Source organism: Photobacterium marinum (assembly GCF_000331515.1).
Classification (GTDB): Bacteria; Pseudomonadota; Gammaproteobacteria; order Enterobacterales; family Vibrionaceae; genus Photobacterium; species Photobacterium marinum.
On record NZ_AMZO01000016.1, the window covers coordinates 99,911 to 124,248 of the forward strand.

Here is a 24,338-nt window from a genome sequence, read left to right on the forward strand (position 1 = left end):
TAAAAATATATAAAAATGTATGTTTTGATTCTAACATATGGGAAATGAAATGTTTTTGATGGCTAATCATGAAAGAGAACAAATTTCCACCGTTACCGAACCTGGATAACGTAGACATCCGTTCATTGAGAGTCTTTATGGCTGTCGTTCGCAATCGGGGTTTTTCTGCCGCTTCAGATGAATTAAATCTTAATCAGCCAGCCATCAGCTCTTACATGTCGCAGTTGGAATCGAGACTAAAACTGACTTTGTGTCAGCGAGGAAGAGGTGGTTTCCAGCTGACAGATCATGGTGAGTTGGTTTATGCATCAGCCCGCAAACTGTTTTCAGCCGTAGAGACATTCCGAGCGGATGTGGCTGAATGCCGAGGTCAGTTGGTTGGAGAGTTACACATTGGCATGGTTGATGTGTTGGCGACATGTCAGCATTTTAAGTTGCCGGAAGTGATAGGTGAATTTGGCCTGCAAGCACCTGAAGTCAATATACAGTTACACAAGAGCAATCCCAAAAAGTTGCTTAAAATGCTTCAGGAAGAGCAAATCCACGCGGCTGTGATGCCTGTGTATAAAGCTCCTGATTCGATCAGCCATTTCAGTATTTTTGATGAGTTTCAGGTGATGTATTGTGGTAAGAATCACCCTTTATTTTCTTTACGGGATGATGAGTTGACATTGGATAGGCTACAGGAAACTAACTATGCCGCAAGAGATTACACTCAGGACTGGACACCGCCACCATCTCCTTACTTAAAGACTGCGTCCCTCACAGGTGATATCGAGTGCATCGCAACCCTGATTTTATCGGGTAATTATGTTGGTTATCTACCGGAACACTATGCTGAGTATTGGGTGAAAGCGGGGCTGATGAAACCATTACTCATTGATGAAACTGCCTATTATTGCAATTTGCAGCTGGCATACAGAAGGAATGACAAGAATCTGGCAGTTGAACTCTTAGTTGATTTAATGAAAAAGGCTTATGGCGTGTAGTCTTAGCAGAGAACCTTGTCTGCGACTTCGAGTGCATTGAATGTGTTGATGAAAACTTAATTCATATGAATTGGCCAATATTAACATCGCCGAATTGATATTTAACCAGTTAACCAGGTGAATAAACTTGAGTAATTCGGTTTTATCAGCGAGTAATTAAGGTACAGCACATGAAAATAGATAAATCTATCGTTGCCCAAAGAACAGCAGCATTACAGGAAAAGCAATTTTATTCAGACAACGGAGTTGTTAAGACACCGCTGGTGTACTCGAAAGTTCTGTCAGAATTATGCCGATGTAACCTTTATTTCAAGTGTGAAAACCTGCAAAACACTGGCAGTTTTAAAGTTCGCGGCGCTACCAGCGCGATGTTAAACCTGAGTGAAAGTGACAAAGTAAAAGGTGTGATTACAGCCAGTTCTGGGAATCACGGTGCAGCTACGGCTATGGCTGCTAAGACTTTGGGTATTCCTGTAACTATCTATGTACCAACTTCCATCAGCGCAGCTAAAGAAGAAAAAATTCTTAGCTGTGGTGCAACTTTGATTAAGGTGCCAGGGGTTGGCGATAATGCAGAACGTCAGGCTGCCGCCGATGCTAAAGAGCAGGGGCTTACTTATATCAGCCCTTATAATGATCTCAACATTATGGCAGGGCAGGGAACTCTGGCTCCTGAAATTCTCGAAGATCTACCTGATGTCGATGCCATTTTTATTAGTGTCGGCGGTGGCGGTTTGATTAGTGGCATTGGCTCTTGGATGAAAACCCGCGGTTGTGATGCTAATAAGAATGTCGACATTGTTGGCTGTTGGCCTGAAAACGCACCAGCGATGCTTGAATGTATGAAGGCCGGGAGAATTATCGAAGTTCCGGAAAAAGAAACGTTGTCTGATGGTACTGCTGGCGGAATAGAAGAAGGGGCCATAACTCTTTCTGTTTGTCAGGATGTTATTTCCGCAACTACAACAGTGACAGAAACTGAAATCGCTGATGCGATGAAGTCAGTCTTCGAACATCATCATTATAAAGTTGAAGGTGCCGCTGGTGTTGCACTGGCTGGTTTATTGAAAAATACCTCAAAGTATAAAAATAAGAATGTAGTGGTGCTTCTGTGCGGAGGAAATATCTCTGAAGATAAATTTAATTCAATAGTGAACATCAGGGGATGAAGCAATGAAAATTTTCACCTATGCAGAGATAGAACAAAGCTTGCCTCATCTCAATGATTTAATGACTGAGTTAGAGGCTGGATATATCGCCTACTCTCAGGGTGACTGTATTATTCCTCCCGTCGGGCATTTGCCCTTACCGCATGGCGAGCTCCACATTAAATATGGCCTGATGAAAGCTTCTGCTTATGCAACGATTAAAATTGCAGCAGGTAGTTACAGCAACAGTGAGATCGGTTTACCCACATCGTCCGGATGTATGATGATAATAAATACGCAAACCGGTTTTCCTGTTGCGCTTCTTCAGGACGAAGGTTTACTGACAACTTACCGTACTTCAGCGGCAGGAGCTCTGATCGCACAGAAGTTTTCACCGGGTGCTGAAATTATGGGGGTGGTTGGCTGCGGGACTCAGGGGTTCTTCCAAACATTGCATACCTGCCAGGCTGTCGGGATAGATCGCGTCATAGCTTATGATATGGCACCTGAAAATGTAGAAAAGCTTCAGGAAAAATTACGCGAAGCCAATATTCAGGTTGAAAAGGCAAGTAGTGTGGAGCAACTGTGTCGAGCTGCCGATATTATTACTACAGTTACACCGAGTAACACGCCTTTTATTGACGCTCGTTGGTTGAAGCCCAATGCGCACATCAATGCTTTTGGTTGTGACACTGTCGGAAAAAGAGAGTTGCTTGAAAATGTTTTCGATGTTGCGAATTTAATTATGGCCGACAGTTATGAGCAATGTATGGATCATGGTGAGTTGCAATATATTGATGACGGGAGTAAGCCAAGAGTAAAAGAGATTGGCAGCCTGTTGTCAGGTCTTTCAGATTTCGTTGATGGGCTGACAGTTGCTGATTTTACCGGTATAGCTGTTCAAGATATTGTGATTTCAGGAATGGTCTACCAAAGCTTAATGGCTTCAACAGTTCAGTGAATATCAGAATATTCTGGCTGATTTAGTTGTTGTGGCTTACAGGGTACTTTCCCCCTGATGTAAGAAGCATAACTAGCGGGGTATAGATGATTAAAAAGGCGAACTCATTGGTTCGCCTTTTTGCGTTTGATTATGAAGTTCCTCAATATCATCAAATCTAGAAATTTCCCAGCAAGTATTTAATTCATATCCATAATTAGTAGAAGTAATGAGAAAGATATCTGATAGGGTAAGGAGACCGTATGAAGAAGAAAGTATTAGCTGTCACTTTAACTGCGATGGTGACAATCCAATTAGCCGGTTGTGGAACCATATTACACCCAGAAAGGAAGGGGCAAAAAGGTGGGAATATTGATCCGGCCATTGCGGTTTTGAATGCTGCGGGCTTGTTACTGTTTATTGTTCCGGGGCTGGTCGCTTTTGGTATCGATTTGTATTACGGAACGATTTATTTGCCAGGAACCGCACTTGATTTGAATGATGATGAACTAAATCAGCTCAAGAATATTGATGGGCAACTCAATTCTGAAGCACTAGCCCGCTTTATTTCAGAGAAAACCGGTGAGGAAATCCATGCTGATGAGATGATTTCTTATAAAATTGGATCAGCAGAAGAATTAAGCTTTATGATTGATCAAGTCGGTGAACAATCGACTGGATCTTATCAGTTCAATACGTATTGAGCATGTATTCATGAAGACTTGATGAAGTCTGTTTTTACACGATAATCAGCGTTAAGAGGTGTGTGAAGTGGATGAGCCTTTATGCACCTCAATACCCAGTAAAGATGCAACCAATATGCATTCTAAGCCAAACGGAAAGTATCCGGCATAACCCAGTAAAGGCATTTCAAAGATATGGAAACGGTCCACGTAAGGAATGTTATATTTCCACGGAGCCGCCGAGCCATAGTTCCACATTTCCCAAAAGAAACCACATTGAAGACTGGCCAGAGCGGACAGGCTGAAAGGGCGCCAGTCGCCTTTTTGCATTGAAGAAAAGACGGTTTGTTTTTCAGCCAGAACCTGTAGTGACAGTAATACAATAAGTGGCGATACCCAGACCAGAGGATACAAAGAGTCCGGCCATGCTCCTAAAGCAAACAAAGACAGAGTCGAAGCCGTTAACCCAAGAATTGCGAGCAGGCGAGGGCACGATATTCTGAGCTTCCAGTAATTAGTGTAAGCGTGGTTTATGCGAGAGAAAGTTGTCATCCAGCAGGCGGTGCTCATTACAGCGGGAAGCACTGTAGAAAATGACAAACTGGCTGTTAAAACCCGGGTTACAGTGGAAATTGGCGGGCCTATGTAATACCAGTTATGTACGAAGTGGTTGAGGTATTCGAAGAACCACCAAAATAGGATGCTGGCAGGAAAGAGCAGTATAAACTTACCTGGCTGTTTCAAAAGCAGGCAGCTTCCACTACGCTTTACGGTTAACGCATTGATTAACAAAATATAGCCAAGCCAGAGTGGCGTGAATGTGTAGCGTTGCCAATCACTTGTAGTGTCAAAATCCGTCCAGGCCAGCAACCAATTTAGAGTGATTAATGCGATACCAAGCCATCCCCACCAGGGAAATGAAAACTGTTGAGGAGCAGGGCCTCCGGTCACACTCATAAGACGGTAAAAAAGAGGCAATATGCAAGTCAAGATCAATAACGAGAGCAAGATAAATACCGGCCATGAGAAAGGGGGATGTTCTACATAAAGCGTCGAAGGTTGCAAGGACAGATATTGCGACAGCGGCTCCCCGGAAAATAAAGCACCCGCCAATGGCGGTAAAACCAAAAGCCCGGCTGCCACCAATCCCCAAGTAATCCCTACCAACCAATCGAACTTATTCGCACGTTTTTGTCCCCAAGCCATGTATTAGCACTCCTGAATATAGGGTGACACAGCATAACGATAGCTTAGCTGCGCTGTGATTGAAGTGTGGCTTATTCCATGTGATTGGGTCGTAATGATGGTGATTTTTTGGCGTATGAATTACCTGATTAGAGATAAAAGTATCAATATACAACTTAAGTCTGACAGATGAAATTAAACAGCTTTTCTGTAATTCACTTTAAGATTCGGAAGGTGAGACAGGCATTGATTATTTAATCATGGGCCCCTCTGGTTATGCCGGGAATATCTTTACCACGGTAAAGCTACCTTCTGAACTCGACCAAGAGTCAAGAGTAATAATTTATGCGAGATGATCTAATTTGGTCTCATACACGATAGGGTTGTGAATACTATATCTTATTTTTCATACATTAATTGAGCGAGTTTTCTACCAATGTTAGTTAAACAATTTGGCATTATGACCTATTAATAAAAGTGATTTAATTTGTTTTTTTGTCAATAAAGTTACTGCAAAAAATCATGTGATAATGATTCCAAACTTATTTGCAATATTATTTAATCGATAATGCAGCATATATTTAATGGAAATAAGTCTTTCCTGGGTCAAGGTTGTGTTAAACGGTAATATTTGTGTGACATTCTGCAAAACTATTTATCATGGTGTGGCTGGTATCTATCTCATTGATTTATTTGTTGTATAATGAATCGTTTGGCTCTTCTGATTAACCCACCCTAGAAGCATGTCTTGGTCATTAATTCATAAATTTTGGTTATAACTAAGTGTGATATCGACCTGTTTTATATTGATTATCAGGATGTTAATGTTTGTCTCGCTTTAAAAACATTAAAACAAAAGCTTAATCAGGCAACTCCGTATTGATAAATACTTTGCCCAGAGGAAAAGTGTTATTGGGTTCATGTCAATACTAACTTGCTTATCGCTAATAAAGAACCGTTATATGAAGGACAATATAATGAAAGCAAGACAATTCTATCTTTCTGCTCTTTCCGGCGCTGTGATGGCGGCTATTTCAGTTCCGGCTTTGGCTGCCAGTGATGATATTCAGCCAGCACCTTTTGAACAGTTAACAACTGTGAAAGGTACTATTATTGAGCAGGTTCAACAAGCTCCACAAATTAGAACTCGCGCAAAAAGAAGTTTATATGATAGTGCTACCGGCCAGCTAGAAGGAGACTGGTTTAATTTAGATCCTGAAATGGATGGTATGGAAGGCTCAAGTGTCGACCGTGTTTACGACACAATTACGATGCAACCAAGTCATCAACCTGTTGTTGTTGCTGTTATCGATTCTGGTGTGGATGTTCATCATGAAGATCTACAGGGACATATCTGGGAAAACCCGTATGAAATTCCTAATAATGGTTTTGATGACGACTTCAACGGTTATGTCGACGATGTTCATGGCTGGAACTTCATTGGTGGTCGAGATGGCTCTCACGTAGCACACGATACATTGGTTGTTACCCGTGAATATAAGCGTTACCTGGCCTACAAGAAGTTTGGCATGTGGCTGACTCCCGACGAAAAAGCTTATTTTGAAGGCGTAGAAAAAGACTACTTGTCAGCGTCTTCTGAAGCTCAGAAGAAATACGACAACTTCAAGCCAATGTATGATCAGGCTCAGTCAAGCAAAGCAATTCTTGAAGTCAAGCTAGACCAAAAGGATTTCTCTTTGGCTGCACTTGAGCAAATCAACAGCGATGAGCCTGAAGTTACTGAAGCGGCAGACTTCTTGGTTAAAACGCTGTCTGTATGGCGCTCAATGGAATATCTAGATGCGATGATGGAGCGTTATGGTGATGATGTAAATTATCACTACAACCTGGATTATGATCCTCGTGCTGAAATCGTTAAAGACTCGCCATTTAATCCATGGGAATCTGATTACGGTAACAATGATGTAATCGGCCCTGATGCGTCTCACGGTACACACGTTGCAGGTATTATTGCCGCAGACCGCTACAACCAGCTGGGTGTAAGAGGTGTTTCTGATAACGTTAAGATCATGGCATTGCGTGTTGTACCAAATGGCGATGAACGCGATAAAGATATTGCCAATGCGGTTTACTATGCGGTTGATAATGGCGCGAAAATTATCAACATGAGCTTTGGTAAAGCGTACTCACCATATAAAGGCATCGTTGATGAAGCATTCCGTTATGCTTCACGTCGTGGTGTACTGCTGGTTCACTCAGCGGGTAACAGCCATACCAACAATGATATTAAATCTAGCTATCCAAACCGCTTCTCTTTGTACTATCCGGGTGAGCGTATCGGCACATGGCTGGATATCGGTGCATCAGCCAATTATAAAGATGCGAAAATGGCTGCCAGCTTTACTAACTTCGGTAAAGACAGTGTTGACCTGTTCGCGCCAGGTTACAAGATCATGTCTACCACGCCGGGTAATGAATATCAGGCATTCAGTGGCACAAGTATGGCATCACCGGTTGTTTCCGGGGTTGCAGCTCTTGCTCTGACATACTTCCCTGACTTGGATGGTCATGAACTGAAGAAAGCGATTCTGGAATCAGTCAGAACTTATGAAGGTCACATGGTTACAAACCCTGCGACTAAAGAGACTGTTCCTTTTGCAGATTTGTCGGCAACCGGTGGCGTAGTAGATGCCTACCAGTTACTACAAAATTTGCAGAATCAGCAAAAGTAATGTGAGCTAATCGCAAGTAGAAAAAGCGGGTAGGGGAAAGCGCTACCCGCTTTTGTTTTGGGATGTAATGGATAATTCCTTGGCTCCCTCACAAGACTGTCCTATTTCCCACAGTGCCTGGAACCATTCTCTGGCTAATCTGGTCATCTCTTTTCCACTTACTTTATAGCGAATTGTTTGTTCTATTAGTGCCGGATCAGAGCGAAACATTAAAAAAACTACATCGTCATCGAAAATGATCATGTTGATAAAAGGAGTTTCTTTATTCCATTCAAGGCCTTTGAAGACCCTGTTGCTGATATTTTCTTGCTTTGTGCATTCTTCTTTGAACCAATCGTGATTTGCATCATTACTTAACCCTACCAACCTAAGGTAAGTTCGTCCCGATTGGGCATTGGTCCATTTATCAAGATTTTCATACCATTGAGCTGCACCGGGGGAATAGCTTTTTAGAGTCTTTGGCGGATCAGGACGAAAACCTGTCGCCCAGACTTCTTTATCTGTATCTGATAAAGCGTCACTTAATTCTCTGAATATCTGGTCTGTTGACGTGATTGACTTAAATTCCTGAAAACCCTCTCTTCTGAAAAGATCCGATGCTTGTTCCCATCTAATATCAGCTTTTTTTCCAATATGCTCGACTCGAGCGGCAATGACCGCTACGAAAATCAGAACCAGCATAAGAATTGTCTCTGTTTCCAGAATGGCTTTCAGCTTTCCTAGTTTTCCTTGCGGGAGAAAGTGGAGAACATATGCGCCAATAAAAACGAAAGTTAGTATGCCATAGACATAGTGATGCCACTCTGATAGATAACTCAGCACGATAAGCCTCTCTGAAGTCGTATGTCTGATTAACCGAGAATTAAAGGATGATCTTTCAGCCAGGAAAATATCTGATGTGAAAGTATAGTAAGAATACGGAGTCTGTAATGGGAAAGTAGAGAAGGGCTGTGTTTATTGAGATAAAAAAACGCCACCTTTTTAGGTGGCGTTTTTGAATTAACGAGGAGAATTAGTTGGTTACCGGCGTGCGGTAATACACCATTTCGGTTCTCATTCCCATCACTAAGCTCACGCACATGATCAGCAGGATGACACAGAATGGCAGGGCTGTTGAAATTGCTCCGGCCTGAAGTGCCTGGATTGCTTCCTGACCGCCGACCCAAAGGAGAACTGCTGCAATAGCACCTTCTACTGTAGCCCAGAAGATACGCTGCGGAACAGGTGCATCAACTTTACCGCCAGCAGTAATACTATCGATAACCAGCGATGCTGAGTCTGATGATGTGATGAAGAAAATCATTACCAGAGCGATAGAAATCACTGAAAGAACGGTGCTGAATGGAAGCGCTTCATAAACATTGAAAAGTGACAGCGTAATGTCATTCAGGCCATTGGTACCAAGTTCGCCCACTTTGTTGATGACCTGATCGATAGCAATACCACCGAATACCGACATCCAAACCAGAGTCACCAGGGTAGGGATGAATACAACAGCACAAATGAATTCACGAACTGTACGGCCTTTAGATACGCGGGCAATAAACATACCTACACATGGCGACCATGAAATCCACCATGCCCAGTAGAATACGGTCCAGCCGTGCATCCATGCTTCGTCTTCACGACCGTGCGGGTTACTTAGCGGAATAATATTTTCGATGTATCCCAGCAGAGCTGTCTGAATAGAGTCAAAGAAAACAGCAAAGCCAACCAGTGTCATGAATACCAAAAGGGCAAAAGCGACAAGCAAGTTAGTATTACTCAGTACTTTTACACCGCCATCAATACCACGCATGACCGAGATAACAGCCAGAGCCGTAACAAATACAATCACGCCCAGTTGCAGGCCGATACCGGATTCAAAACCGAATACATGAGTAATACCGCTTGAAGCCTGCTGTGCACCTAAGCCCAGTGACGTTGCAAGGCCAAACAGTGTTGCCAGTACGGTCAGAATATCGATGATATGACCAAACCAACCCCAGGTACGATCACCCAGAATAGGGTAGAAAATGGAACGCATTGACAGAGGCAGGCCTTTGTTAAATGCGAAGAAAGCCAGTGCCAGCGCAACTACGGCATACATAGACCATGGGTGAAGACCCCAGTGGAACATGGTTGCACCCAGTGCAAGCTTGGCCGCTTCTGGTGTATTCGCTTCAACACCCAGAGGTGTTTCATACCAACCGGTAAAGTAAGCAACCGGTTCAGCTACGCCCCAGAACATCAGGCCGATACCCATTCCAGCAGCAAAAAGCATGGCGAACCAGGAAAAGTTTGAGTGCTCTGGTTGGGCATCTGAACCACCAATACGGATTTTTCCGAATGGTGAAGCAATTAAAAACAAGCCGAAAAGTAAGAAGATATTGCCGGACCACATAATAAGTCCGTCGAAATTATTAATGATTTTCCATTTGATCCCGTCAAGTGCAGCTTTAGCTGTTGCTGGATCGGCAGCCAGAATAGCTACGATGAAGAGTATTATGAGTCCGGCACTGATTCCAAAGACCGGGTTATGTACATCAAAACCCCATTTCTGAATATTGTCCTGTCCAACTGTATAGTCAGTATTTTCGATACTGTACTTATCAATAACGTTTGTCATTGTCCCTCGCTTATTGATTTGTGCTCTAAACTAATTCTTCGGATTTTTGCTCCTTTCCCTGAAGTAGAAAATCACAAAAGTTTAGTGCTCAAATGTATTTTGTGCGGAAAATAATAACAGGGATGATAGAAAATGACAATTTATGTATAAAATGGGCTTTGAAAACATAATAAGTCATTGTTTTATAGTTGTGTGGCGCATATTTTTCTTTTTCTTGATGTGTTTAATTGCTTATGTTGGGTATGGTCACCCCGCTCGATGGTTAGTTGTCTAAACATTTGTGTTTTTTTAGAGGTGAAAAGGTTGTGTCATGTTGTGACCTGGTGAAGTAAAAATGAGGGGGCATTCTAATGTACTTCAGGAGGAGCCACCTTTTTAGCTATGCGTTTAAGCAGGGTATAAATACGCTTAAAACTATCAAGGATAGTCATTTCCATCCGGATTGCTTCTATATGGTTTCTGCTCACTTTGGCCAGTTCCTGACTTTGAATATCCATGGCTTGTTTAATCAGGCTGGAGATGTCTTGCTTCATGTTAAGCACATCGTTTGCCGCATTCTGATCATCATTTTTGACAGCCTGTATGGTCGCATTGATGGCTTCGATGAGCTTTTCACCCAGTTTTGAATTAAGGTGTCTCATTGTTTCACTGGGTTGTATGTTTTCATCCAGTGCGCGATAAGCAAGGTTGGTAAGGTCATACTCAATGACATCGCCGATGCTTTCAAATTCATCAGCTGTAATCATCACTCGTTCGATATAAGCGCTTTCTTGTTCGGTAAGGGGTTGTTGTCTTATCGCCCCCAGATAACGTAATATTTCGCTTTCCAGAATGTCGACTTTGTCATCCATCTCTCTGACTTTCTCAAACTTCTTCCTGTCTCTACTCATCGAACCTAATCGAAATTCACTCAACATACGATGGACAATTTCCCCCATACGAGCAGCTTCCAGTTGAGCCCGCTGAAGTGCTAAAGATGGTGTTTCAATCAGTGATGGGTCAAGGTACTTAGGGCTTATGATTATTCTCTGAGTTTGTTTTTTATGTGGGATAATCCATAAAACAAGTTTAGCCATGTAATTGGTAAAACTAATAAATATCAATGTGTTAATTACATTAAATAACGTATGGGCGTTAGCAATCTGACGAGGTGCTTCTGCTGCCAGCCGGGTAGTTCCTGTTAGTTCAGGGTAGGACGGTGAAATAGTAATAATCCAGTCGGAAAGTACTGAAACAAAAGGCAGCCAGATGATCACGCCACCGACATTAAAGAACAGATGTACACAGGCAGCTCGCAAGGCTTCGCGTGATTTGCCGATTGCAGCAAGTTGTGCGGTAAAGCAGGTGCCTATATTAGAACCAAAGGCCAGCAAAATTCCAGCTTCAAGACTGATCAGTCCCTGTCCGGCCATAGTGATGACAATGGCTGTTGTCGCTGAGGAAGACTGGACTAATGCTGTGAATAAGGCACCAACTAATATAGCTAATAAAGGCTGCACCATTTTATTCATCAGTTCCAGGAAAGGCTCGAAGCTGCGAAGTGGGTGCATGGCTTCACCCATTAGTCCCATGCCGAAAAAGATCATACCCAAGCCCATCAGCATGCTGCCATAGTGTTGAAAACGTTCTGTTTTGGCTGTAAACATCAGCAGAAAGCCGATTGCAATTATCCAGAGGGCGGCTTCTTCTACTTTAAAAGCCACAATTTGTGCAGTGATGGTTGTGCCGACGTTAGCCCCCATGATGATGCCGATTGACTGAGCCATTGTCATCATTCCGGCAGAGACAAAGCCAACGACCAATACAGTAGTAATAGATGACGACTGCACAACAGCAGTTACGAATGCGCCGGTTAGTGCGCCGGTGAAGCGGTTACGGGTAAGTTTGGCCAGCAGGTCTTTCATTTGATCGCCGAGTGCTGATTTCAGCGCATCGGACATCTGATCCATACCAAACAGGAACAAAGCAAGGCCACCAAACAAGCCCATAGCCATGTCAGCCCAATCGATGTCACCAGAAAGGGATTCGCTTGCAAATGCACTAAATGAAGCCAATAAAAGAATAAGTAATCCCCAGATAAAAGGGGACGAAAAAGATAGCTTGTTTTTGGTTTTTATTAAACAGCGTCTGTTCAAGGCAAGCCCTCCGACTGGCATCTTTTATTGGTTTCATTGTTTTGTAATATTTAGTCTAGAAACCAAGAGGAGGATTTGCCTGAAAGGGGTAAGAAATTGTGACTATGAAGTTAAAATAGCCACCTTCTTTTATTCGAACGATTAAAGCTAGTGTTATTTTTTCCTGAACTCTGCAAGCCCATCAATACCTGAGCGGGCAACAATCTTTGCTGTATCATCAAGAATGGGCTGATCGTCAGTATCTTCGTCGGAATTAAAGAAATAGAGAAGACCGTTGCCAAAAAGGGCAATGGCTGAAAATGCAGCAACAATCATAGGGATGATGCCAAGTATATTCATATAGGAAAGGATCAACGCAACTATTAGCAACACGCTATTAAAAGTTATCCCTTTAAGTCTTTTCTTTTTTAGTTTTGTCATTGTATTTCTCATCACAAAAGGTGAAATTTTTTATTAGTAATTGAAAAAGAGAATGAAAGTTACGGTGCCATAATTTACCTGTACAAAGGTTGAGAAAGGTCTTGTTTTCGAGGGTATGTGAAATGGTGTTTGAGGTGAGCGTTAGTAAAAAAGCCGCAGGCGGTATACACCTACGGCTGATTATTAGCTTCTTAACTGTCAGAACAGTCCCATTGGTTTAGTGCTGTAAGACGTCAGAATATTTTTGGTATGCCGGTATGAGTTCAGCATCATCATGTGTGTCTCACGGCCAATGCCTGATTTTTTATAACCACCAAATGAAGCGTGTGATGGATACATATGGTAGCAGTTCACCCATACACGACCGGCTTCGATACCGCGGGATAGTCTGTGAATTTGGTGAGCATTACGTGACCATACGCCAGAGCCTAATCCGTACATGGTATCGTTGGCAATAGCCAGTGCTTCTTCTTCATCTTTAAAGGTTGTGACTGCCAGAACTGGTCCAAAGATTTCCTCCTGGAAGATCCGCATTTTGTTGTCGCCTTTGAAGATCGTTGGCTTAATGTAGTTGCCGTTCGGATAGTTCGGGTTGTCATATTTTTCCCCGCCGATCAGACATTCTGCGCCTTCTTCTTTACCGATACGAATGTACTCCAGAATTGTTTCCATTTGAGCAACAGAGCACTGAGCACCCATCTTGGTTTCTGTATCCAGAGGGTTTTCTTGTGTAATAGCTTCAATACGTTCCAAAACACGTTTCATGAATGGTTCGTAGATTGACTCCTGAATCAGGGCGCGAGAAGGGCAGGTGCAGACTTCACCTGAGTTAAAGGCAAATAACACTAATCCTTCTACAGCTTTATCAAAGAACTCATCGTCAGCATCCAGGATGGATTCAGTAAAGATGTTCGGTGATTTACCACCCAACTCCAGAGTGGAAGGAATAATATTCTCTGCTGCATACTGCATGATTAGCTTGCCGACAGCAGTTTCACCGGTGAAGCCGACCTTCTTAATATCTGGGTGAGTTGAAAGGTATTTACCGATCTTACCGCCAGCACCATTGATGATGTTGACCACACCTTTCGGTAGTACATCCTGGATTGTTTCCATAAGCAGTAATACAGACATAGGTGTTGCACTGGCAGGTTTCAATACTACGCAGTTACCAGCGGCGATAGCAGGAGCAATTTTCCAGGCAGCCATTAGTAGTGGGAAGTTCCATGGAATGATTTGAGCTACAACACCCAAAGGTTCATAAATTTCTTGAGAAATTGTGTTTTCATCAAGATCAGAAATCGAGCCGGATTCACTACGGATGACAGAAGCAAAGTAACGGAAATGGTCGATAACCAGTGGTACGTCAGCGTTTAGTGTTTCTCTGACTGCTTTACCATTGTCCAGAGTTTCTGCAATTGCCAGATTTTCCAGATTGGCTTCAATAGCATCAGCAATTTTATTTAGCAGGGTACTTCTTTCAATGACGGAGGTGTGTTTGTATGACTCAAACGCTTTTTTCGCAGCGGCCACAGCCATATCAATATCGGCTTCATTAGAGCGTGGAATGCGGGTTAAATGCTCACCATCAACTGGTGATATGTTATCAGAATACTCTCCGCTTAATGGGGCGACCCATTCTCCACCAATAAAGTTTTCGAATTGTTCTTTATATTGAGGTTTCGCGTATATCATTTTTATTACCTTGTTGTTTTCGTTATTGATAAAAATGCTATTCATTGATAGCAAAGTATTACTTGTGGTTTTTATAATTAAAAGTGGAGATAATGATATCTATATATAATTGAAATTCATTATCATCTACCTGATTACAGTATCTGATCTTTTTTAAGAAGGTCATGATCACAATCTCAAAATTGAAATTTTATGTTTCAACTGTAAATTTTGAAGTGGGTTTTGTTTTTACATAGAACCGAGCTAATAAGTTAATTAACTATAGATGTTTTTGTTAGTTATTTTATGGACAGGTGATGACTGACTCTATGGTAATTTGATACATGCTCGTCAGAATCTATATTGATAAATAAGACAAGGAAGGTATTTATGTCATCAGTACCTCAAAATAAAGCAGAATTAGAAACAGCAATACAGGTAGCATTTGAGAAGCTTTTGGCTGACTACCAGAGCATTCCAGCTGAAATGAGCAGGGTAAAAGGAGTTGAAGGTAATATCAAAGGGACAGAAATCAGCATATGTGACACGCTTGCTTACTTGATTGGCTGGGGGCAACTGGTACTTAAGTGGCATGGTTTAAAGTCACAGGGTAAAACTGTTGATTTCCCGGAAACAGGATTCAAATGGAATCAGCTTGGAGAGTTGGCAACCTCTTTTCATCAGCAATATAGTCAGTGGGGATATCATGATCTCCAAGAGGAGTTTGAGGCTGTTACACGTAAAGTACAGAAGCTTATAGCTGATACTAGTAATGAAGATTTATACGAAGTTAATTGGTATGAAAAATGGACGCTAGGTCGAATGATTCAGTTCAACACGTCTTCACCAATGAAAAATGTGAGGACCAAAGTAAGACGATTTAAACGCTCGTTTATACCGAAGCAATAATTTTTTGTAGGTACTGAACGTTATTAAATATAAGTTCGCTAGTCACACTATTTATTTAATATATTCATATTATTTTGGCTGGATGAAAAATATTCAACACTCAATTTTTGTCTGTTATGGAAACCTCAATTTGTTCAGTTTTCCTGTTGTGAAGATTCTCTGCTTTTTTCATTTGGTAAAAACACCAAACATCATAATTTATCATCATTGTGTCAATTTTAACTCATTCTGAGTTTTTTTATGAGTTGTTGAATTGGTGAATACGCGCAAAGTACGTGACCTGGATCACGCATTTGCACAAATGAGAATTGATTTCATTATCATTTGAGTGCAGCATTGCCGACCTGTTAGTTTTCAGTATGTTGTGACGAAAAGTATGAAGTGCGTGAATATGGTTTTGCTGGTCGTATCTACTGCGGTGGGAAGTATCCAAGCTTCGGCTGATTTCAATTGGCTTAGAGATGATACACGTAGCAGCCAGAAGGTGATGAACTATCTGCAAGAGAAAAACAAATCTGCAGATGATTATCTGGCTAACCTAAAACCGCTTCAACAAGAACTGCTTTCACATTGGCAGTCTCATGCTCCGACCAAAGCTGAGAACCCGTGGCGAATTATCGGTGACTTCGAGTTTAAACTTAACCATCGTGCCGGGGAGCGCGTACTCCTCAAGCGTCACAGAGCTTCCAAAGAAACTCAGATGTTACTCAATATTGAACAGCGGGCGGCTGATCATGATTTCTATCAGTTGAGTGGCTGGGCTTTAAGTAATAACGGTCAGTTTTTGGCTGTTGCCGAGGATCTGACCGGTGCTGAATTCTATCAAATAACCGTGATTGATTTAGTCAGCGGCCAAGAGACATTGCTGGCGCAGAATGCAGAAGCCACAGTTATCTGGAGTGCTGATGATGAATCGGTGTTCACTATTGAAAAAGGTCTTCAGGATTCTCGTCCTTACAAGCTGACCGTGCGATGCATTTCTAAACCAGAATCTGAAGTGAATCTGTACCAAGAGTTACAGAAAGACTGGCTGGTATCTGCGTATGTAGCCAGTGATCGTCGTTATGCATTGATTCAGTCAAACAATGAATCATCTAGTGAACAGCGCGTCCTTAATCTTCAAACTGGTGAACTTTCAGCTCCGATTAAAAATCGCAAGCAGGGTGTGGAATATTACGCAGATATTGCTCAGGGCAAGTTGTTTATCAATAGCAATGTTGAAGACCAGTTTGCTCTTTATCAGATCGCTCTGAATTCAAATAAAAATTGGAAAAAGATTTATACGCCAAAACCTAAGTCTGAGCTTAACAATTTTTACCTTTTTGAATCTGGTATAGCAGTGATCGAGCGTGCAGAAGGACAAAACTCACTGGTTATATTGCCATATCAGGAAGGTACGCCGAAGCGTGTTTCTCTGGCAAGTGATGGTAGTGTTGGTTGGATAAGTCGTGTTGGTGATTATGCCAGCAATATCATTCGCATTCGTACTATGTCGATGGTTCAACCGCCAAAGTGGGAAGAGTTTAATGTTACGACTCAACAGCGTACTTTACTAAGTCAGGATACCTACTCAAATTATCATGCCAGTGAGTATGAGACACAGCAGATTCAGGTTAATTCCGGCGGTGTTCAGGTGCCGGTAACGCTTGCATATAAAAAATCAGAACTTAAAAACGACTCTCCAGTAATTTTGTACGGCTACGGCGCGTACGGTTTTACCATGAAGCCATACTTTATGCCGCAGATCACCTCTTTGCTGGATCAAGGGTTCATTTATGCCATTGCTCATGTACGCGGTGGTGGCTTCAACGGTGAAAAGTGGCATCAGGCTGGCCGAGGAATGAATAAGCAAATGGGTATTAGTGATTTTCTTGCTGCTACTCAGACGTTGAAGCATTTTCAACAAGGAAACCACCCGGTTTTGGCTATGGGATCGAGTGCTGGTGGAACTTTGGTGGCAGCTTCCATTAACCAGCAGCCAACCTGGTATGCAGGTGCCAGCTTAAATGTTCCTTTTGTTGATGTTGTAAAAAGTATGTCTGACGAATCTTTACCGTTGACTGCTCAGCAATACAAAGAATGGGGTAATCCACATATTGATTCGCAGATAAAAACAATGCGGGCATATGATCCGGTGGTGAATGTTTCATCGCAACCTTATCCACCAATGATGGTACGAGTTGGATGGAATGATCGACGTGTCCCTTATTGGGAAGGGGCGAAATACCTGTCGAAGGTCGAGCAGTTAAGTTCAACAGATAAACCCTATCTGTTACTGACAGATTTCCAGAGTGGTCATGCAACTGACAGAAGGAAGTCGTTAGAACAACAAGCAATGGATTACGCATTTCTTATTTCACAAGTAAAAAAGTCTGATTAATCGGAGTCGTTAATGAATCTTTCCCGTGTAAGTGTCGCGGTGCTGACAGCACTGACGACAGGCTTTGTGCACGCTGAATCTGGTGTTAGTACATTTGATGAAGTTGTAGTAACAGCCAATAAATATGAAGAGAACCTGTCGGAAACCGCAGGAACAGTAGCTGTTGTTACAGGTGAAGAAATAGAAAGCCGTGGTGAAACAGAATTATACGATGCACTGAATCGCGAACCGGGTGTAAGTGTCAGCGGTGGTGCTGGCCGTCCTCAGAGTATTACCATTCGTGGTATTACCGGTAACCGTATCAAGATTGTAAAAGACGGTATTGCGATGTCAGACGGGTTTGGTGCATCGGACCTGAACGACAAAGTTGGACGTAACTCTTTTGATTTATCGACTCTGGATAATATTCAGATTGTTAAAGGAGCCAGTTCAACAATTTATGGTTCCGGTGCAATCGGTGGTGTTGTAATTCTTGAATCAAAAACACCGGAGGATCTTCTTAAGGGTGATGACTTTTATGTTGATGCCCGCGGCACATATACAGGGATCAGTAAAAAATATAAAGGAGCATCAAACCTGGCGTTTCGTACCGGTGATACCAGCAGCCTGATTTCTGCAAGTTACTGGACCGGAGAAGAAACTCGCAACCACAATGAAGATTTGTATAACCGTGATGTGGATGGTGTCAATGCTGCTTATACATTGCACCATGACCTTAATGATCAGGTGTTGTTGAAAGCAAAAGCAGAATACTACCGAGAGGACAGCTTACGTAAGGAAGGTATTGCTTGCGAGCAGAAAGATGGACGCTGGGACATTGTAGATTTCTACCAGGAAAATTCAGAAACAACTTACACCGTGATGGTTGGTGCGGAATATGATGCCGGACATTCGCTGTTCGACTTTATGGATACCAAAGGTTTTTGGCGTAGTACAGAGAACCTAGAGTACAGCAATCGTCTGATGACGAGGGAGATGCAGGGACTCCCTGAGCTGCGTCGTGAGCTTGAGGACCGAAATTTCAAGGACGAGATAATTGGTCTTTCTACTGATTTTAACAAAGAGTTTTATAGTGGTGATATTCAGCACAACCTAGTTTATGGCGTAGTTGTTGAGAGTGGTCATTATGAACGCCCGGTATCTGAAGACATAAAAGACTGGAATGGTATTAAAGTGACATCATCTCAGCCTTTTATGCCAGTTCGTAATTACTCCCTTGGTCTATACGCCCAGGACTCTGTCGAGATTGATAAATGGAAGGCAATGCTAGGCCTCCGTTTTGACGCACACCATGCGAAACCTGAAGATAAAAATGCCATTGAAGGCGTTGTTTTCGAAGATAATACCAGTAGCGAACTTTCACCAAGTGCGTCTCTGGCATACCAGTTCACGCCAAGCCTGAATGCTTATGCTTCCTACAGCCATGGATACCGAGCTCCGGATTATGATAAGGCATATGGATATGTTAATCACGATTTTGTGATTGCGACACCGTTTGTCATCCTTCCTAACTATGAGTTGGAAGCGGAGACCAGTGACAGCTTTGAAATTGGTACGAAATATGATGATGGCTTACTGAAAGTTTACGCTGCTGTTTTCTATAGCAAATTTAATAACTTTATTGATACTAAGGAGCTTGGTTTTAATTCTGAAACCGGGCTTTGGGAAAAACGGTACGAAAACCTAGATGGTGTAAACACTTACGGTGCCGAGTTCTCTGTTGAATATAAGTTTACTCAGAACTGGTCTGCGTCAACTAAAGCTGGCTGGGTAACGGGTAAAGACGGTAATAAAGAGTATGTCCGCTCAATCACTCCTCTTGAAGGTAATGTAGAGCTGAATTACGACAACGACACTTTGAATGGCTTTGCTCGCCTGAATTGGGCTGACGACATGGATAGTAAACCAAGTTGCAGCACTAAATATGGAGCGCAAACAGAGTGCGCAACAACCTCTGGTTGGGCATCTGTAGATCTGGGAGTGGGATATTCATTTACAGAAGATTTTGACGTCAATCTTAATATCATCAACCTATTTGATCGTGAATATACGCGTTATCAGGATGTTGCCGGTCTTTCAGTAGATCAGGTGCGCTTCTCTAGTGAACCTGGCCGTTACTTCACTGTTAATGCTCGTTACGCTTTCTAAGGAATGGATATGAAGCAAAAACTTAGCCTACTTGCACTGGCGATGGCCAGTGCAGTAAGCCATGCCGGTGAGTGGGATTACCCGGCAGGCAATGAAACGGTGGCCGATCAGGCCGACGCTAAAACTTACGTTGAAACGCATTATCCGGCTGTCAGTGACATTGAACTGCGATATAAAACCAAAAGTAAACTAGGTTACCAATATAATTTTAATATTGGTCTGGGTAGTGATTATAAAGCCCAGCGCACCATCGTTGTTCATACAGATAATGCAGGTATTGTTCAGCGTGTATTTAAAAGCCTTGAAGACACTGTTATTCGAAATGGTGTTGCTGAAAAGTTAGCAGAGCTTGAAAGTATCAGTCGATTAAAGGCTGTTGAATCACCTGATATTAGTTCAGGCAATATTATTTCTACTCAGGTGAATGTTGTCGATCCTGATCTTCGAACAATGGACAGAGCAGCGGCACCTGCAACAACTTGGAAGAATGTTTCAGATTATCCTGGTCAGCCACGTTTTGTCATGCGAGATATTGAGGTGCTGAACTCGGGGGGTAAATACCATCTATCAAATGCTCGGGTGAAGTTGGTTGAAGTTGAAGATTATGAAACTAAGAACCCGGTATCCGGGGGTTGGGAGCCTAGTAACAGTAATAACTTTATGCCACCGGAAAGTGTTTCGGAGTTTGATCAGTTAAATGATCTAAAAACTTTGACGTTTGGTAGCAATAACTTTCTACAAGTGATGGCTTTCTATCAAATCGATCAGTCATTGCGTTATTTGAAATCACTTGGCTATGAACTTTTCAATGAACCGGTCAGGTTTGATGCGACAGGGATCACCAATGATAACTCAACCTATTTAATAGGGACCAATACATTAATGTTGGGTACCGGAAGTGCACCGGATGCTTTAGACGCCGATGTTGTTGTGCATGAACTTGCCCACGGTATCCATCATCGGATCGTTGAAGACTGGGGGTATGGTCACACAGGCGCAATGGCAGAAGGTTTTGCTGATTACTGGGCTGGCTCAGATAGCTATCGCAAGTTGTATGAACAGGGTAGCAATTTTGAAATTGACACTGTCTTTAACTGGGACGGCTATTTCGGAACGAAGGTTGCCACACGCAGTTTGTGGAATCAGCGCGCCCGTTATTTTGAGCAAAGCGAATACCGCGCTCATGAAAGTGTCGGCGGTGAATTGGGGGATGAACTCTGGTCGACACCTTTGTTCCAGACCTTGAAGCAAGGCGTAGAGCTATATGGTAAAGAAGCGTTTAAAGAAGTGGATACTATAGTTCTGGAATCGATGCATGGTCTTGGTCGCGGCATGAAGATGCACGATCTGGTAGAGAGTATTATCTATGTGGCAGAAAAACTGTATCCGGGTCGTGATTATGCTGAATTGTTTAAATCAAACTTTAAATTGCATGGTTTGTTTAAAGAACCATTCCATACAGAAGTGAACTCAAGATATGTAGATGAAACAAAACCATTGCAGGTGCGTTTGATCGCTAATGAACGTCAGGCTTCTGTTAAAGGTCGAATGCAAACTTCAATTGGTAGCAATTTAGATGTTACTGCAGGTAAATTTTCAACGCTGGAAAGAGAAATTGTTTTGCCGGCTTCAGAATCATGTGGTGAAACATTCTTGCTGACAACCTCGTTGGATTATCAATATGACAGTCAGCTACAAAAGTTAAGCTGGAATAAAGAAGACAGTCTGATATATGGCGTTCCAAAGTTTGATCAGAATGTAAAAGTCCAGAATTCAATTATCCCTGATGCGACGCAGAGCGGTTTCGGTTTTAAGACCTTTAATTTTATTATTAATGGCGATAAAAACTTGGCAGATGACAGGTTAGCGGTATATCTGAAATTGAATCATGAGAATATGGCTGATTTACGGGTGACTTTGGTTTCACCGAAGGGTACTCGTAAGGATTTGTTGACTAACCGAGTTTACTCTAAGCCCATATTGACTCGTTATTGGGTAGCTAAACATGACGATGTGCTGAAGCCGTTTGCTGACGAACCAATGTCAGGGACCTGGCGATTAGAAATAACCGATTATTCGACAGGTAAAAAAGGTGAATTGGTTGAATGGGCTGTTGGCCGTATTGCTAAATACAGCTGCGGTGAAATAAAAGACAGCACTAAAACTAATACTGAAAATAATAGTAACAATAACTCCAGCTCAACTGGTGGTGGTAGCGGTGGCTCTACATCTATGGGAATGTTACTTGGACTTGGCTTTTTATTCTGGCGCCGTGAGCGACAGCTTTCAATTTAAACGGAAGATACAAATACATGAAATATCAATTAAGTGTCCTTGCAGCGGCTATGCTTGTTACTGGCTGTAACGGTGTTGGTGATAGACCGGATGAAAGTTCACCGCAATACAGTATTTCAGGTCGTATTACGGCACAGGTTGCTCAAGGTAATGAGACTGTATGTGCTGACTTTAATGGTGACTTTGTCTGTGATTCGGATGAACCAAGTGCATCGGCAAAGAATGGTGAGTTCACGATCAAGAGTACTAACAAGGCAATTTATGATGTACCGCTTGTAGTAAATTTGGATACTGGTGTATCAACGATAGCACGTAGTGCCGCTGATTCATCGACTAACGCTTTATTAGTTTCTCCGGGACAGCGCAAGGTCACTGGTAATGAAATTAATGCGGTTTCGACATTGGTTGCTAGCCAGGCCGCTTCAGGAAATAGCTTTGGTGATGCAGTCAAGTCTGCTAAATCAATGCTGATTGCTATGGGACTACCTGCGACAGATAACTTGTTAAATGAAGGTAGTAATAGCGAATATGTTACGTTTGAAAATAACTTTCTATCTATAGTAACGGCATTGGATAAAACGACACCGGATTTTTCATTGGTAATGCTGACTCAGAATTTGGAAAAATATAAAGATGTTCTGATGGCAGCAGCACCGAGTGATGCTGAACTAAAACGTGTTATTGATAATATTAATGGCTCTGTGGCTAAGGTTGCTCTTAATGATACCGGGGTGGCAACATACTATACCGATAGCGTTGATAAGACTCAGCCATCAACAGATTACCCGGGACAAGACGCAGAGCTGGGCTTCGATAAAACGGATAACGGATTTAAGTTCGTTAAACTCGATAAACACGGAAAGCCGTTGCCGGATGCAGCTGCTGAATGGTCATGTGTGAAAGATGCGCGTACAGGCCTTATCTGGGAAAGCAAGAAAAATGATGAAAATTCAATTCAGCACTTTGATCGCCTGTATGCTTACCAGGTAGCCGATAAGTTTGAACCATATATAGAAGATCTCAATGCTGCCAGCTGTAAAGCTAAAGGCGATGACGTTTGTACTACAGAGCAATATGTTAAGTATCTAAACGAACAACAGGTTTGCGGTATCAACACTTGGCGTTTGCCGACTTACTATGAGTTTTATGATCTAATTGATTTTGGTGAGACGGAAACAGACGATGGTGGTGAAGTGTACGGCCTTACTTATAAATACTTCCCATTGCAAAGTATCGCCAGTGATGTCTTTGAAGGAGAAGTTTGGACTTCTACTGACTTTTATACTGAATATTCAGACCAAAATAGTGAGGGCGGAATGTATATCAGCATAATCCAAACTCGTGGTGATGAACGAGGTCAAATTTATATGGACCAAATTCTCAGCAATAAAGCTGCAAGTGATAACAGTACCTCTTACCAGCTTCCAATCCGTTTGGTTTCAAAAGAGAGCAATAACTAATGAAAAAACAAATCTTAGGGCTGGTAATGGCTCTGCTTCCTGCGTTTAGCATGGCACAAGAGTGCAGAATCGATATGGGTAAAACTGCGCCTAATGTTCGTTATTCTTTCAACGACAATGGTACTCTTTATGATCGTGTGTCCGGTCTGACGTGGATGCGTTGCCCTCTTGGTAAGACATGGATTAAACAAAAGCAGTCCTGTGAAGGAAAAGGAAGTGAGGTCTTTTGGCAGGCTGCATTAAGTGATGTTGAAGCTATCAATAATAGTGAAAGTCATGCTCTTCACCAATTTGGTGGTAAGAAGCAATGGCGTTTGCCAAATATTAAGGAACTGGTTTCTCTCACTGAACATGGTTGTCGCCGACCATCAATGAACGGTAAGGCTTTTGCCAGTGCCTTCCCATATGAAACAAATGATGGCTCGATGAAAGCTTATATTTGGAGTAATACGCCGACCGCGGATGGTTCGCAAATTTTTACATTTGATTCGATTAACGGTGAAATATTTCCTCGTGAACCTTCAGGTCTGGCCATTAGTGTGCTTTTGGTAAGTGATGAATAATCGATGCTGAACTTGAAGCTTTAACAAAGGAGGAAGTCTTATGACTTCCTTCTTTTATTTTGTTTAGCCTAGAATCAAAGACTATGTCGGTGATGATTCTATGATTAA

The 24,338-nt window shown here is 42.3% G+C and carries 17 protein-coding genes; 11 read left to right on the forward strand and 6 right to left on the reverse strand.

Annotation, left to right across the window (positions count from 1 at the left end; translation table 11 throughout):
• Positions 1-68 precede the first annotated feature (68 nt).
• From C942_RS10575 to C942_RS25335, 4 genes are all read left to right on the forward strand, one after another.
• Positions 69-989, forward strand: a complete 921-nt coding sequence (locus tag C942_RS10575) for a LysR family transcriptional regulator (RefSeq protein ID WP_036799621.1) — start codon at positions 69-71, stop codon at positions 987-989.
• A gap of 170 nt (positions 990-1,159) precedes the next feature.
• Positions 1,160-2,158 carry a threonine/serine dehydratase gene (locus C942_RS10580; RefSeq protein ID WP_007465518.1) on the forward strand — a complete coding sequence of 333 codons (999 nt, stop codon included), beginning with the start codon at positions 1,160-1,162 and terminating at the stop codon, positions 2,156-2,158.
• A 4-nt stretch (positions 2,159-2,162) separates the two neighbouring features.
• Complete coding sequence (locus tag C942_RS10585) at positions 2,163-3,098, forward strand: ornithine cyclodeaminase family protein (RefSeq protein ID WP_007465520.1); 936 nt, start codon at positions 2,163-2,165, stop codon at positions 3,096-3,098.
• 242 nt (positions 3,099-3,340) lie between these two features.
• Positions 3,341-3,781 (forward strand): hypothetical protein, encoded by a 441-nt coding sequence (locus tag C942_RS25335; protein WP_007465522.1) that lies wholly within the window; start codon positions 3,341-3,343, stop codon positions 3,779-3,781.
• 51 nt (positions 3,782-3,832) lie between these two features.
• Here the strand turns inward: C942_RS25335 and C942_RS10595 are convergent, their stop codons facing one another.
• Complete coding sequence (locus C942_RS10595; RefSeq protein ID WP_007465524.1) at positions 3,833-4,966, reverse strand: hypothetical protein; 1,134 nt, start codon at positions 4,964-4,966, stop codon at positions 3,833-3,835.
• A 956-nt stretch (positions 4,967-5,922) separates the two neighbouring features.
• Here C942_RS10595 and C942_RS10600 point away from each other — a divergent pair.
• A complete protein-coding gene (locus tag C942_RS10600) occupies positions 5,923-7,638 on the forward strand; it encodes a S8 family peptidase (RefSeq protein WP_007465530.1) in 1,716 nt (571 codons plus the stop codon).
• 42 nt (positions 7,639-7,680) lie between these two features.
• On the opposite strand, the gene C942_RS10605 is transcribed toward C942_RS10600, so the two are convergent.
• From C942_RS10605 to C942_RS10625, 5 genes are all read right to left on the reverse strand, one after another.
• A complete protein-coding gene (locus tag C942_RS10605; protein WP_007465532.1) occupies positions 7,681-8,460 on the reverse strand; it encodes a hypothetical protein in 780 nt (259 codons plus the stop codon).
• 190 nt (positions 8,461-8,650) lie between these two features.
• A complete protein-coding gene (locus C942_RS10610; RefSeq protein WP_007465534.1) occupies positions 8,651-10,246 on the reverse strand; it encodes a BCCT family transporter in 1,596 nt (531 codons plus the stop codon).
• 347 nt (positions 10,247-10,593) lie between these two features.
• A complete protein-coding gene (locus C942_RS10615) occupies positions 10,594-12,300 on the reverse strand; it encodes a Na/Pi cotransporter family protein (RefSeq protein WP_232428166.1) in 1,707 nt (568 codons plus the stop codon).
• A 234-nt stretch (positions 12,301-12,534) separates the two neighbouring features.
• Positions 12,535-12,801 (reverse strand): hypothetical protein, encoded by a 267-nt coding sequence (locus tag C942_RS10620; RefSeq protein WP_036799624.1) that lies wholly within the window; start codon positions 12,799-12,801, stop codon positions 12,535-12,537.
• 198 nt (positions 12,802-12,999) lie between these two features.
• Positions 13,000-14,496, reverse strand: coding sequence for an aldehyde dehydrogenase family protein (locus tag C942_RS10625; protein WP_036799627.1), 1,497 nt, complete (start codon positions 14,494-14,496; stop codon positions 13,000-13,002).
• A 369-nt stretch (positions 14,497-14,865) separates the two neighbouring features.
• Here C942_RS10625 and C942_RS10630 point away from each other — a divergent pair, with 369 nt between their 5' ends.
• From C942_RS10630 to C942_RS10655, 6 genes are all read left to right on the forward strand, one after another.
• Positions 14,866-15,384, forward strand: a complete 519-nt coding sequence (locus C942_RS10630) for a ClbS/DfsB family four-helix bundle protein (RefSeq protein WP_007465541.1) — start codon at positions 14,866-14,868, stop codon at positions 15,382-15,384.
• 391 nt (positions 15,385-15,775) lie between these two features.
• A complete protein-coding gene (locus tag C942_RS10635; RefSeq protein ID WP_007465542.1) occupies positions 15,776-17,764 on the forward strand; it encodes a prolyl oligopeptidase family serine peptidase in 1,989 nt (662 codons plus the stop codon).
• 12 nt (positions 17,765-17,776) lie between these two features.
• Positions 17,777-19,912: a TonB-dependent hemoglobin/transferrin/lactoferrin family receptor gene (locus C942_RS10640; protein ID WP_007465544.1), complete on the forward strand. Its 2,136-nt coding sequence runs from the start codon at positions 17,777-17,779 to the stop codon at positions 19,910-19,912.
• Positions 19,913-19,921: 9 nt separating this feature from the next.
• Positions 19,922-22,207, forward strand: coding sequence for a proprotein convertase P-domain-containing protein (locus C942_RS10645; RefSeq protein WP_007465546.1), 2,286 nt, complete (start codon positions 19,922-19,924; stop codon positions 22,205-22,207).
• A gap of 17 nt (positions 22,208-22,224) precedes the next feature.
• Positions 22,225-23,667 (forward strand): Lcl domain-containing protein, encoded by a 1,443-nt coding sequence (locus C942_RS10650; protein ID WP_007465547.1) that lies wholly within the window; start codon positions 22,225-22,227, stop codon positions 23,665-23,667.
• Positions 23,667-24,230, forward strand: coding sequence for an Lcl C-terminal domain-containing protein (locus C942_RS10655; protein ID WP_007465549.1), 564 nt, complete (start codon positions 23,667-23,669; stop codon positions 24,228-24,230). Before C942_RS10650 ends, C942_RS10655 begins: the two co-directional genes overlap by 1 nt.
• Positions 24,231-24,338 lie beyond the last annotated feature (108 nt).

Coding starts and splice junctions, on each gene's coding strand:
- C942_RS10650 (WP_007465547.1), top strand. CDS start 22,225: ATGAAATATCAATTAAGTGTCCTTGCAGCGGCTATGCTTGTTACTGGC.
- C942_RS10585 (WP_007465520.1), top strand. CDS start 2,163: ATGAAAATTTTCACCTATGCAGAGATAGAACAAAGCTTGCCTCATCTC.
- C942_RS10645 (WP_007465546.1), top strand. CDS start 19,922: ATGAAGCAAAAACTTAGCCTACTTGCACTGGCGATGGCCAGTGCAGTA.
- C942_RS10575 (WP_036799621.1), top strand. CDS start 69: ATGAAAGAGAACAAATTTCCACCGTTACCGAACCTGGATAACGTAGAC.
- C942_RS10620 (WP_036799624.1), bottom strand. CDS start 12,801: ATGACAAAACTAAAAAAGAAAAGACTTAAAGGGATAACTTTTAATAGC.
- C942_RS10595 (WP_007465524.1), bottom strand. CDS start 4,966: ATGGCTTGGGGACAAAAACGTGCGAATAAGTTCGATTGGTTGGTAGGG.
- C942_RS10655 (WP_007465549.1), top strand. CDS start 23,667: ATGAAAAAACAAATCTTAGGGCTGGTAATGGCTCTGCTTCCTGCGTTT.
- C942_RS10630 (WP_007465541.1), top strand. CDS start 14,866: ATGTCATCAGTACCTCAAAATAAAGCAGAATTAGAAACAGCAATACAG.
- C942_RS10580 (WP_007465518.1), top strand. CDS start 1,160: ATGAAAATAGATAAATCTATCGTTGCCCAAAGAACAGCAGCATTACAG.
- C942_RS10640 (WP_007465544.1), top strand. CDS start 17,777: ATGAATCTTTCCCGTGTAAGTGTCGCGGTGCTGACAGCACTGACGACA.
- C942_RS10610 (WP_007465534.1), bottom strand. CDS start 10,246: ATGACAAACGTTATTGATAAGTACAGTATCGAAAATACTGACTATACA.
- C942_RS10625 (WP_036799627.1), bottom strand. CDS start 14,496: ATGATATACGCGAAACCTCAATATAAAGAACAATTCGAAAACTTTATT.
- C942_RS10635 (WP_007465542.1), top strand. CDS start 15,776: ATGGTTTTGCTGGTCGTATCTACTGCGGTGGGAAGTATCCAAGCTTCG.
- C942_RS10600 (WP_007465530.1), top strand. CDS start 5,923: ATGAAAGCAAGACAATTCTATCTTTCTGCTCTTTCCGGCGCTGTGATG.
- C942_RS25335 (WP_007465522.1), top strand. CDS start 3,341: ATGAAGAAGAAAGTATTAGCTGTCACTTTAACTGCGATGGTGACAATC.